We start from the raw sequence: 11,522 nt of genomic DNA on the forward strand, positions 1-11,522 counted from the left end.
CTTGTCTATTATTCATAAAAAATCTACATCAAAATTCATTTTTACTGTAAAAAAATACGCCTGTACTTTGACATTTTTCTCATAAGTACAAGCGTATACTATCATTCACACTATACAGCATCTGCGATTTCCGGAAGTCCCGAAGCTTAACACATATGCCAGACAGGCTCTAGAGCCTCTTATTTTCTCCGTTATTCGCCTGAGTCGCTGCTAAAATCCCCTTCGCTATTCTCACTGCCGTCTGTGTATCCGTCACTTTCACTGCCGTCTGTGTATCCGTCACTTTCACTGCCGTCGCTTCCATCACCGGAACCATCACTGAAGTCGCTCTCATCTCCATTACTGCTGTCATCTGAACTGCCATCAGAAGTTCCATCTGTGGAAGAGTCCTCAGAAGAGCCATTTCCATTATATCCAGGCACATAACCTGCATCAAGGGCGCTCTGCCAGAACTCTGCATATTTTGCTGGCTGAAGGGTAACATTCTTCGCCGCTGCCATCTCACTTACCGTTACCAGTTTATATCCCTGTGCAATAAGATCTGGAATCAGTCTGAGTGCCGCATCAACTGAAGGACCATGAATATCATGCATCAGAATAACGGCTCCGTCTCCCAGATTGCTGTCATTCATAATGCCATTGTAATCCAGATCTGCATCCAGATATTTCCAGTCCAGACTGTCAATAGACCACAAAATAAAAGGTTTCCCAACTGCCGAAATAATTTCATCATTGCAGTCTCCATAAGGCGGACGAATTACCGTGGACTCCTGTCCACAGGCATCGATCAATGCCTGATCGGTATCGCCGAATTCCTTTATAACATCATCAATACTCAGATTCAGCATATCCTGATGATCCCAGGAATGGTTTCCGATCTCACAGCCAAGTTCCACCATTCTCTTCACTTCGTCCGGATACTGTCCAACCAGCTGTCCCAACATAAAGAAGGTAGCATGTGCATTGTTCTCCTCCAGACAGTCCAGAAGCTTGTCTGTATACTGTCCCGGACCATCATCAAAGGTAAGTGCGATCAAAGGGCGTTTCTTCTCAGCATTGTAAGAACCATCCTCATTAAAATAATAATCGTTTACCCCCTTGGTCACCCAGCCGGTCTGCATGTATCCATTGGAATCAAATGCATATTTCACTCCGTCAATCTCTGCAAAACCATTGGTATAATATGTACCATCTGCATTCTGATACCAGCGTCCGCTGGAATCCTCATGCCAGCCTGGAGTCAGTGAAGAAACCTTGGTCACATCGCTCTGTCCTTTCAGAGGCTGTCTCAGAGCATCTGTAGAATTGGAATCCGCATTCGAAGCAGCTCCGTCACCTGCATCCGCCTGCACGCTCTGTGATTTTCCAGTACTCTTTCCTCCCACACGACTTACGATTGGAAAAATCACTCCTCTTATTACAAAAATCACAGCCAGCACCATTGCCACAACATAGGTAACCAGCTTAATGATCTTCCTTCGTCTTATCTGGCGCTGTTTCCTGCGCATTCTTTCGCGCAAAACCCTTCTATCCATTCATATTCCCTCTTTATCTCTCGTTACATAGTGGAAAAAATTTTCCGCAAAAAAGTTCTGTCATAGCACTTCTCTCAGCTCCAGATCATCTGTTACAAGAAGAATATCCGCTTTCTTTCCAACAGAAAGGGAACCAACTTCATCATAAATACCAATACTCTTTGCCGGATTTCGTGTTGCTGCAAAAATCGCTTCTTCAAGGGGAACACCAAAAGAAACAGCCTTGCGCATACAATCATACAGGTTCGTAGCAGAACCGGCAATCGTACCGTCCTTCAAAGTTGCCTTACAGTCCTTCATCGTTACTTCCTGTCCACCCAGCTGGTAGGTTCCGTTCTCCATTCCAGTAGCCATCATAGAGTCACTGATCAGTACAATCCTCTCTGGTCCAAACATCTTAAATGTAGCGCGGATCACAGCGGGATGAATGTGAATGCCATCACAGATCATCTCTGCCATACACTGCCCATCATCACAGGCAGCTCCGATCAGTCCTGGTTCTCTGTGCGCCAGTGGCTGCATGGCATTATAAAGATGTGTCACATGGTGTGCACCTCTTCTCATGGCCTCCGCTGCTGTATCGTAATCAGCTGCTGTATGACCAAGGGAAATGCACACCTCATTATGTACCTCATCAATGAATTCCATAGCACCATCCACATTCGGTGCCAGAGTTACCAGCTTCACCATATTTCCGGAATATTCATTCAGTTCACGGAAAAATCCGGCATCTGGTTTGCGGATATAGCCCTCCACATGGGCGCCTTTTTTCTTCGCATCCAGAAATGGGCCTTCCATATTGATTCCCCGGACAGCAGCTCCGTCTTTCATTTCTCCCACAGTCTTAATAGTAGCAAAAATTTCCTTCAGTTCTTCTGCCGGCAATGTCATGGAAGTAGGACAATAGGAAGTAATTCCGTGACTCTTTTCGTATTTCAGAATAATCTTAAGTCCTTCCGGATCAGCATCAGAAAAATCATGTCCAAATGCACCGTGACTGTGAATATCCACCAGCCCCGGAAGCACCCTGAGCCCAGCCGCGTCTACAATCGTCTTGTCCGTAACCTCATCCTCTGAAGCCACGATTCTATGATTCTCCACATACAGATCCTGTAATCTGAAGCTTCCATCCTCCTGAAAAACTTCTCCATTTTTAATAATCATAACTCCATTCCCTCCTGAGATTCATTGGCTGCTGTTTCTGTTATAAGCGGCAACCGTCAATTCTCCGTACTGTCATCCTGTGTATCTGTTGAAGCATCCGCTGCTGTGCCTGTATCTGCGGTTGCACCAGCTTCCTGCTCTTCTGCTGTATCCCCGCCATCAGTGCTCTGTCCGTCAGTCGTACTGCCATCTGCATGATCTGCTGCTTCTGTTCCCTCAGCAGCCTGTGTATCCTCACCTTCAGCAGATGTATCCGCTGCTGTCTGATCATAATTAGCATTTGCAATAATGAAATCCTGAACTCTCATAAGTCCGATACTCTCATCCACTGCAACCTGACCGTAAGTATCGATAAGAACTGCAAGATCGCCAGAAGCATACTGCTCTACCAGCTGATTCTGGATTGCAAGACTTTCCTCATCCTCCAGAGTCATTCCCTCTGCGTCCATGATTCCCTGAATAAGCAGATTCTGTTTTACCTTGGCCTGGGCATACTGCTGGCACTGGGCTTCGAAATCATCCATGGAAACGCCCTGAGACTCTACAAATTCTTCAAGCTCCATATTTCCCTGCTTCGCGTATGCTTCTGCCTGTTTCTTAAATGTCTTCACTGCCTCTTCTACGTCTTTCTCTGGATATTCCACAACCTCAGAATTGGTGTAAACAGTATTCCATGCAGTGCTGCGCAGACTGCTGTCGGCCTGATCCTGTGCTTCCTGCTCCAGCTGTGCGCGAACAGAAGCCTTATATTCATCAATTGTCTTGTAATCGGTATTCGCTGCAACCCAATCATCGGTCAGTTCCGGTGGTCTCTTAAAGCTCTGCACGGTAATCTGGAATACTGCATCCTGTCCAGCCAGTTCACTGTTGCGGTAGCTCTCCGGGAAGGTTACCGATACGTCTTTCGTCTCACCCTTCTTCATTCCCACGATTCCTTCTTCAAATCCGGGAATCATTGTGCCGCTTCCGATCACAAGGTCATAATTATTACCAGTTCCACCTTCAAAAGCTTCCCCGTCTTTTGTACCTACGAAATTAATAGTAGCGGTATCACCATTCTGGATGACAGCGTTCTCATCTGTCACTTCCACTGAATTATCTTTCAAATTCTCTGCGATACGATTCTCAATATCCTCATCTGTCACTTCTGGTACAGAATTATCAAGAGTTATCCCCTTATAGTCTGCAATTGTAACGTATTTCTCCACATTATCCACTGAAACCAGGCGTGTCGCACCGGTAGAATCTGTATAAGGTTCCTGTACCTCTTCTTCCTCTGCCGAATCCTCTGCCTGCTGCTCTGTGGCAGTGCTCTCACTCTCTGTACTGGTAGTTTCTTTATCACTTCCGCAGCCATTTACAGCAAGTGCCATACACATTACTAACGCTGCCAAATATAGTTTTCTTTTCATTTCATACTCCCTTCAGTTACTCTTTTATAAAATTATCACATTTTCTATTAAAAAGGAAGCCCACTGAGGCAATCATTTTTATTTTATCTCCGCCGCGTTACTGTTCACTGGTAACGTTCCGCGAGGTGTTTTATGTGAACAAAGTTCACATAAAACCCGAGAATCTCAGCGCAAAATCATGCGAATCCATGCCCTCTTTGCAGCTGGTCTTATCAGCCCCCATTCATAGGCGGTACAGGAGTGGGTCTGGATGGGTCAAATACCTGGCTTACGTCAAACAGATCTGCCAGCATGTCCGGATTGTAATACATTCGGTATCCATCCACGTTTCTTCTTCCCATCCGGAAATATTCATCTGTCATCTGTACAAAATATTGATTAGAATCCACGTTGCAATAATAATCATATCCCTGGGATTTCAGATATTCAAATTTCTCATTGCCAGTATACTCTCCGCCGTTATTAATATCTGCTCCGAAAGCAAAGATAATAATATCTGTTCCGCCAATAAGAGGGTCAATGTTCTCTTTGAAATTCTGTGTATCTGTTTCAAGGCGTTCCATGGAAACTGTGGACATGTTTTTATGTCCCCATGTATGGCTGGCAAAAGTCCAGCCCTCCGCCTTCATAGCATCTGCAACCTTTTTCGCTTCTGCCCGCTCTATATCCAGATCAAAATCAGGATGCGCGTCAAGCCACGCCTTTTTATCATCATTCAGATCATCTGGTCTTGTCTGATAGCTGATATCTGTGCGGTAACCCAGGATTCCATTATAGCCTGTAAGCGCTACAATTCCCTTATGTCCATGATATGCAAAATCAGGATGTTCCTCCACAAACCGGTCGATCAGCGGTACAACATCATAGTCACCTACAACTGTGCTTCCATCATCCTGTACATATTCGTTGCGAACCTTCCCCTCTTCGTCTATAACAAGCTTAGTGGCAATTCCATCTCCATCCTGGGAATGGTAATAACATACATCGTCCTGCGAAAGGATAAACGGTGTTTTTCCCTTAGGAAGATAAACCTGCTTTGCCTGCATTTTCCCATTTTCATCAATGTCTGCCAGATCATAAAGGTTTACCATTACATATCCCTCGTCATACATGATCTGGGTTATCTTATTAAACTCATCCATAGTGGTCATAACCTGATTATAACCATCTGTCTTGTAATCTCCATCAAACGCCTTGGAAGTATCCACGATCAGGGAATGGTAAAAAATGTGAGTTACCTGTTCTGGAGACCAGGCTACACATTTATCTTTTTTCTTCTGGAACTTCTCTGCAGCATTCTGAAAATGGACATTTCTCACATATGCATTGTCCTTCTGCAAAAGGCTGATTGCACCGTCATAATCATACTGGGCTGCTTTCTCCTTAGCTGTGGTCAGTACTTTCTTCTCGTGACGGATCTGCCTCCTGATGATACCTGTGCCGGCAGCTGCTGCCTGTGGCATAACCCCATTTAAATTTATGGCTGCTGTCTGGGCTGCTTCCTGCTCTGGCTGATTTGCAGAATCTGAAGAATTATCTTCTGTTTTCTCTTTATCGGACATATTCCCGGATTTATCCTGTGCAGTATCCTCTGAATTGTCATCTGTATTTCCAGTTGTCTCATCACTGTCATCTGCCGTGCCTTCACCAGATTCCGGTTGTATATCTGTACTGTCTGAGCTGTCAGCAGCTTCCTCTGTATTAATATCGGGGTTTTCGGTACTTTCGGGGTTTTCGATGCTTTCGGTGCTTTGGTCAGCCTTTGCCAGTTCTTCTGCTGCCTTGCTCTCTTTACCGGAATTCTTATCAGGAACCAAATCCCTTACCTTGGCTACCAGCGTTTCCATGCCGTCTTTTAACCCTGTCTGCTCTCTATAAAAGTATCCCACACCGCCCAACACTGCCAGAGCAGTAATAATAAGAGCCAGATTACGATTCCGTATCTGCCTCTTCTTTCTCTTCAGATTGCGCTCATGTCTCTCGCGCCGTCGTTCTTCGTAATATATCTCTTCCTGGTGTTCCTTCTCTGCCAGTTCCTGTAATTCTCTGTCAAGCTCCCGCTTGGACTGGCTGTCGGGAACTTTATTCTCTTCCAGACCAGGCTGTTCCTGTTCTGTATCCGATTTCTTCATAATGTATAACTCCTAACTATACTGTAAGCCCCCCTCAAAACACCTTCTTCCCGCAAGACCAGTTAATAAAGAAAACCTACAAAGCTTCCTATTAATCCTGAACGGAATCTGTAATCTGGCATTTATTATAACCATACCAGATAAATCTATCCATTCTGTAACCAGTAGATTTCTATTATACATGATATTCAAAATAATTACCACCTCTTCTCAGTAAATATCCTTGCATTCTATTGCCATATATTGTTAAAATAAAAAACACATGATAAAATATGTTTTAACCTCAAATATCAAAAATATTAAGCTCTATATCATTCACTCTAAAGGAGGAAAATATGAACAGATCAGATATTATGCGCATCAGCGCACTATTTGAAATAGCCCTGGGTTCTGCTTCTTTGATCGCAGCCCGCTTCTGGATCGGAACCACTAATATTGTGGGCAGACATGTAAGCCATGGTGATACTACAGAGGCTTTTGCACTTACTTATGCATTTACACTTCTTCAGATTGCAATTGGAATTATAGGCGTGATGAATGCAGAAAAAGGAAGAATGAGCACCGTTATCTTTGGAATTTTGGCCTTTATTCCCCAGATTGCCCACTTCTTTCATATTAAGGGAAGTATTATACTGATTCTTATGAATCTTGCAGCATTTGCGGTACCGGTTTTATATACTTTCACGGCGTATAAGCTTTTTAAAGGAGATAACAAAACAATTGCCTTTTCCAAAAAATGATGTTAAAATATAGTTTATGTGAAACAAGAATGTAACTGTTCAGTTTCTTCACGGTCACACGCTTTGCGGAACCGTGCAGGCTGAATAGTTATTAAGAAACTTTATAATATAGTAGGAGGATAAGTATGCATCCAGTAACAATCGTCCTTCTGGTGATTCTTGTAATCCTCATCGGATTACTGGTTGGTTTATATTTCTTTGGCAAGAAGACCCAGAAGAAGCAGGAAGAACAGCAGGCACAGATCGAGGCAAGTAAACAGACCGTTTCCATGCTCGTTATTGATAAGAAGAGAATGCCACTTAAGGAATCAGGTCTCCCACAGATGGTCATCGACCAGACTCCGAAGCTTCTCCGCCGCTCCAAGATGCCGATCGTTAAGGCTAAAGTCGGACCGAAGATTTCCATTCTTATCGCAGACGAGAAAGTATTCGACCTTATCCCTGTGAAGAAAGAGATCAAAGCTGAAGTAAGTGGACTTTACATAGTAGGTGTAAAAGGCATCCGCGGTAACCTGGACGCTCCGGTTAAGAAGAAAAAAGGATTTTTCGCACGTTTTAAGAAATCTGCTGAGGAAGCTCAGGCAGCCCAGAATGAGACTAAGAAATCCAAAAAGAATAAAAAGAAATGATTATTTTAGCCCTGCCATTATGATGGCAGGGCTATTTTAATGCTCCTTTCCCCATATTGTAATGCCAGACATTATTTCCTGCGTGTTGCATTTTATCAAGAATCTTTCTCTCATTTCAAAAAGGATCCTGCATTTCTGCAAGATCCTCATTCTCAATCTTATTTCTCATTATCCATATAAAATTTTCTAAGAAAATACGTCGGCGTACAGCTCCATGCGTGACAGTAGCTGTTAACCATGCTGGAGCCATAAGGGGATTCTTCCCGGTTGTATGGATTGTACAGTTCCCAGAAGGTGTCGGCGCCGTCGCGGATCATCTCGCCCCAGTAACGCTTCATTTCTTCCAGTGCAAGCTCTTTCTCATCACAGCGGATAAGCGCATCAATATAGTGATGATACATATATGGAGTTACCATGCGGATTCTTGGATTCACTTCCATTACATGATGGATCAATTTACAGTTTGTCTCTTTGTCAAAGACACGTGCCAGGATCATCCAGATCTGGGTTGCCCAGGAAGCCTGACGGTCCGGACCGCTTACGAACATTCCAAGCGCTTCATCCCAGAACTCTTTCACTGCTGCCTCTTTCAGCATGGCCTGCTTCTCTTCCAGCCAGCTGATATCCTCCTGTTTATCCAGAATCTTTGCAAGGCGGATTCCATAACGGATACAGTAAATCAGAACTGCTGTAGCTCCGGCCTGCTTATTCAGACCATCTCCCCAGTCCAGGAAGCACCAGAATGCATCACCTAAATCCTCCACAACATTTTTCTCATTTAACTGCGTCATAGCAATGCGGATCTGATCAATTGCCACATCATAAAGATCCCTGAGTGTTTCCAGATCACCGGTTGCCTCATAATAATCCAGAAGCACAGATGAGAAAAACAATGCATAGTCCAGAAGGTAAGTATCATCTGGCTCCATCTCCGGTTCTGTGAATACACAGGCGCTTAGCTTTCCCTCATTAAAAAGCAGTCCTGCAAAAATATACATACAGCGTTTGGCAAGATCATAATTCTTAAAGGTGTAATAATTGGCTCTCGCCTGAAGTCTCAGATCTCCCAGCCACATTCTGCGGTCACGCTTCGGTCCATCCTCAAAAACATCCTGCATGCATTCTTTCAGGGTTTTTCGGCTTACCAGATCAATCTGATTCAGAAGCGGATCTCCGAAATCCACCGGCTTTACAGACTCCATGTCTACAGCAGAAACCGTATCACAGGAAATACCATCGATTTTCAGCTGGAACTTGGCAGAAGTATCAATTACACGAAGCTCCATATAACGGAAAGAATATCTTCTTGGCAGCTTCACCTTCGCCGGAAGTACGTCCACATGAATATACTCCTCCTGAATCCAGCCACGGCTGAGCCAGCCGTCATAATCAGCAGTTTTGTCCGTCATTTCCTCCAGACGCTCACCGAATTTCAGGTAAAAATAAACCGGTGCATCCTGATGGCTTCCTGTTTTACTAAGCTCCAAAGTCACATAACCTACAGCATGATCCCCGAAATCCACAAATACTGTATCATCTCTTTTTAAATATTTTGCATACAGATTTTCAATCGGGTGCTCTTCTGTAATAACCGTTCTCATCTGGCGGTCTTTTCCCACCATAATTTCCTTTTCAGCCTTAATTTCTTTATGCAAAAGCTCCGGCTTCAGGGCCTCTGCAATTTCCAGAAAACGATTATTTTTATGTACTTCGAAATTCTCAATTATACTATATGATGGCATTATTTTTCCTCCTAAAAATCGTCTAATGTTTCATCGGAATCAGTATCTTCAGCTCAAACCAGTTATTCGCCTTGCCCGCCATAACTGAACCGCCATACTTCTCTACAATTTTTTTCATACTCTTCATTCCATATCCATGGAACCGTTTGTCTTTCTTGGTGGTGATCGGGATTCCATCCTGGAACTGAACGTTCTCCTCGCAGTAATTCTCTGTGCGAATACGAATAAACTGTTTATCCTGAATCACATGCAGGGAAATCAGACGTTTCTGACGGTCTTTGATCTTCACCACACTTTCAATAGCATTATCCAGCATATTTCCGAAAAGAGCACTGATATCCATATCCTCCATAAAATTCAGCAGCTGCCCCTCACCCATAAATTTCAGCTCAATACCATGTCTCTGACAATGCATGCTTTTACTGGTAAGAATGGTATCAAGGACCTTATTTCCCGTTTTATTCTGTGTCTCATAAATCTTGATCTCACGCTCCATCTGTTCCAGGTATTCCCCTGCTTTTTCAGAATCTGCGCCGCTTTTTAAAAGATTGATCTGATGCTTCAGATCATGGTATTTCTGATTTACAATGTCGATACTCTCCTTGGAAAGCTTGTAATTTTTGTACTGCATATCCATAATATTCCGAAGCGTATCCTTCTCAAAACGCATCTGGATCTCTTTTACCTGAATGTGATAAGCATAAAGCACCGCCATACCGCTAAGATCCGCCAGTGTGCGGATAATAAACACATCCATAGCTGTTCCTGCACTGAAAATACTTTTTACATCCACATAGCTTACATTGCTGATACAATACACCATAATCAGCACAAAATATACAACCAGTAATTCTCTGCGGGTGATCTGCAATTCTTCAATATCCTTTTTCAGATAACGTTCGATCAGATAAATCAGAATGTATAATACTGCATAAATAACTACCATATGCAGCACTCTCCATAACATCTGCTCTGGTGTCCCCTTCTCCTGACCGCTGAAATCACCTGTATAAAAATAATGAATCTGCCAGCACAAAGAGGCTGCAAATTCTGCGTTGATAAATGCCTTCGCACAGAAAAATCCGGTTTCACGCCATGGAAGCTCTCCTGCCATCCTGATGTACAAAAGCATCAGCAAAAACACACAAACCATAAGAGGCATGAAAAACATCTGCTTTATTCCATCTGTAAAAAACATAACGGTAAAAATACTGATAAAGCTCAACACCCCATACACATATTTCCACACATCTTTTTTCCCGCATCCATGCACAAGAATCATTACCAGTGCAGAAAGCCAGTAGGAAATGGCATAATAATATCCGGGAGTGTTGACTACTGTGCCTCTCATTTTTCCACCTCATTCATATATTCATTCAGGGCATCCAGGAAGGGCTTCCGCCTGCTTCTGCTCACCTGGATCGTATCGCCGTTTACCATAATATCACTGCCCTGATAAGTCTCTACAAATTCCAGATTTACCAGATAACAGCGGTTACACCGAAAATATTTCTTCGGATCAAACTGATTATCTGTATCCCTCATAGTGCCCTTTGTCTCAAAATCCCCATCCAGAGTGTGGTAGATCAGCACATGGTCCTGAACCTCCACGTAACAAATCCGCGCCACATCCAGCTTCTTTTTACCTCCCTTCAGAACAATGGTAATGTACTCCTTCTCCGGTGTCTTCACCTTTGCCAGAGCCCTTACCATACTCTCTGAAAATGAAAAATAGGAAATTGGCTTCAAAATATAATCCAGCGCATTTACTTTATATCCCTGAATGGCATACTGAGGCATATTTGTAATAAAAATAATAATTACATTTGTATCAAGCTCGCGGATTTTTTCTGCTGCTTTCATTCCATTGAGAAAAGCCATCTCAATATCCAGAATAATAAGGTCATAGCTGGCTGTATAATCGGTTACAATGTCCTCTCCGTCCTGAAATTCTGTTACGGAAAATTTCATCTGGTTCTCTTTTTCATAACGATTCAGGCATTTCTTCAACGCCTCCCGGTCATGCCTGTCATCCTCTACAATTGCAATTCTTATCATAATTATTTCTCACCTATCCTATTCAATCAAACGGATACTCCAATCCGCTTTGCTGCCTTCTCATAATCGAATAGCTTCTTCGCAGCTTATTCGGCTAAAACGGCTCCCTG

General features: G+C 43.3%; 9 protein-coding genes. 2 read left to right on the forward strand and 7 right to left on the reverse strand.

What is annotated here, in order from left to right:
• Positions 1 to 191 precede the first annotated feature (191 nt).
• From ABHC48_RS07635 to ABHC48_RS07650, 4 genes are all read right to left on the reverse strand, one after another.
• Positions 192 to 1,535: a polysaccharide deacetylase family protein gene (locus ABHC48_RS07635; protein WP_195699774.1), complete on the reverse strand. Its 1,344-nt coding sequence runs from the start codon at positions 1,533 to 1,535 to the stop codon at positions 192 to 194.
• Between the two features lie 60 nt (positions 1,536 to 1,595).
• Positions 1,596 to 2,699 carry an N-acetylglucosamine-6-phosphate deacetylase gene (gene nagA / locus ABHC48_RS07640; protein ID WP_118577548.1) on the reverse strand — a complete coding sequence of 368 codons (1,104 nt, stop codon included), beginning with the start codon at positions 2,697 to 2,699 and terminating at the stop codon, positions 1,596 to 1,598.
• Positions 2,700 to 2,755: 56 nt separating this feature from the next.
• On the reverse strand, positions 2,756 to 4,111 hold the full coding sequence (tig, locus tag ABHC48_RS07645; RefSeq protein ID WP_195699775.1) for a trigger factor: 1,356 nt from the start codon (positions 4,109 to 4,111) through the stop codon (positions 2,756 to 2,758).
• A gap of 212 nt (positions 4,112 to 4,323) precedes the next feature.
• Positions 4,324 to 6,243 (reverse strand): polysaccharide deacetylase family protein, encoded by a 1,920-nt coding sequence (locus tag ABHC48_RS07650; RefSeq protein ID WP_334285681.1) that lies wholly within the window; start codon positions 6,241 to 6,243, stop codon positions 4,324 to 4,326.
• Positions 6,244 to 6,578: 335 nt separating this feature from the next.
• Between ABHC48_RS07650 and ABHC48_RS07655 the strand changes: the two genes are divergently transcribed.
• A complete protein-coding gene (locus tag ABHC48_RS07655) occupies positions 6,579 to 6,983 on the forward strand; it encodes a hypothetical protein (protein WP_195699776.1) in 405 nt (134 codons plus the stop codon).
• A gap of 125 nt (positions 6,984 to 7,108) precedes the next feature.
• The gene (locus ABHC48_RS07660; RefSeq protein WP_118577551.1) at positions 7,109 to 7,612 is read left to right on the forward strand and encodes a hypothetical protein; all 504 of its coding nucleotides are present in this window, start codon (positions 7,109 to 7,111) and stop codon (positions 7,610 to 7,612) included.
• 158 nt (positions 7,613 to 7,770) lie between these two features.
• On the opposite strand, the gene ABHC48_RS07665 is transcribed toward ABHC48_RS07660, so the two are convergent.
• The 3 genes from ABHC48_RS07665 to ABHC48_RS07675 are packed head-to-tail and all read right to left on the reverse strand — an operon-like array spanning position 7,771 to position 11,412.
• Complete coding sequence (locus tag ABHC48_RS07665) at positions 7,771 to 9,354, reverse strand: sugar hydrolase (RefSeq protein WP_195699777.1); 1,584 nt, start codon at positions 9,352 to 9,354, stop codon at positions 7,771 to 7,773.
• A 22-nt stretch (positions 9,355 to 9,376) separates the two neighbouring features.
• On the reverse strand, positions 9,377 to 10,705 hold the full coding sequence (locus ABHC48_RS07670; RefSeq protein WP_118577553.1) for an ATP-binding protein: 1,329 nt from the start codon (positions 10,703 to 10,705) through the stop codon (positions 9,377 to 9,379).
• Complete coding sequence (locus tag ABHC48_RS07675) at positions 10,702 to 11,412, reverse strand: LytTR family DNA-binding domain-containing protein (protein WP_173769723.1); 711 nt, start codon at positions 11,410 to 11,412, stop codon at positions 10,702 to 10,704. The genes ABHC48_RS07670 and ABHC48_RS07675 overlap by 4 nt, the downstream gene beginning before the upstream one ends.
• Positions 11,413 to 11,522: the final 110 nt, after the last annotated feature.

Source organism: Ruminococcus sp. 1001136sp1, assembly GCF_039841815.1.
In the GTDB taxonomy this organism is placed as follows: Bacteria; Bacillota; Clostridia; order Lachnospirales; family Lachnospiraceae; genus Blautia_A; species Blautia_A faecis.

Bases quoted from the DNA above. Each gene is read 5' to 3' on its own strand.
- ABHC48_RS07635 (WP_195699774.1), bottom strand. From the start codon at position 1,535: ATGGATAGAAGGGTTTTGCGCGAAAGAATGCGCAGGAAACAGCGCCAG.
- ABHC48_RS07670 (WP_118577553.1), bottom strand. From the start codon at position 10,705: ATGAGAGGCACAGTAGTCAACACTCCCGGATATTATTATGCCATTTCC.
- ABHC48_RS07675 (WP_173769723.1), bottom strand. From the start codon at position 11,412: ATGATAAGAATTGCAATTGTAGAGGATGACAGGCATGACCGGGAGGCG.
- ABHC48_RS07660 (WP_118577551.1), top strand. From the start codon at position 7,109: ATGCATCCAGTAACAATCGTCCTTCTGGTGATTCTTGTAATCCTCATC.
- nagA (WP_118577548.1), bottom strand. From the start codon at position 2,699: ATGATTATTAAAAATGGAGAAGTTTTTCAGGAGGATGGAAGCTTCAGA.
- ABHC48_RS07650 (WP_334285681.1), bottom strand. From the start codon at position 6,243: ATGAAGAAATCGGATACAGAACAGGAACAGCCTGGTCTGGAAGAGAAT.
- tig (WP_195699775.1), bottom strand. From the start codon at position 4,111: ATGAAAAGAAAACTATATTTGGCAGCGTTAGTAATGTGTATGGCACTT.
- ABHC48_RS07665 (WP_195699777.1), bottom strand. From the start codon at position 9,354: ATGCCATCATATAGTATAATTGAGAATTTCGAAGTACATAAAAATAAT.
- ABHC48_RS07655 (WP_195699776.1), top strand. From the start codon at position 6,579: ATGAACAGATCAGATATTATGCGCATCAGCGCACTATTTGAAATAGCC.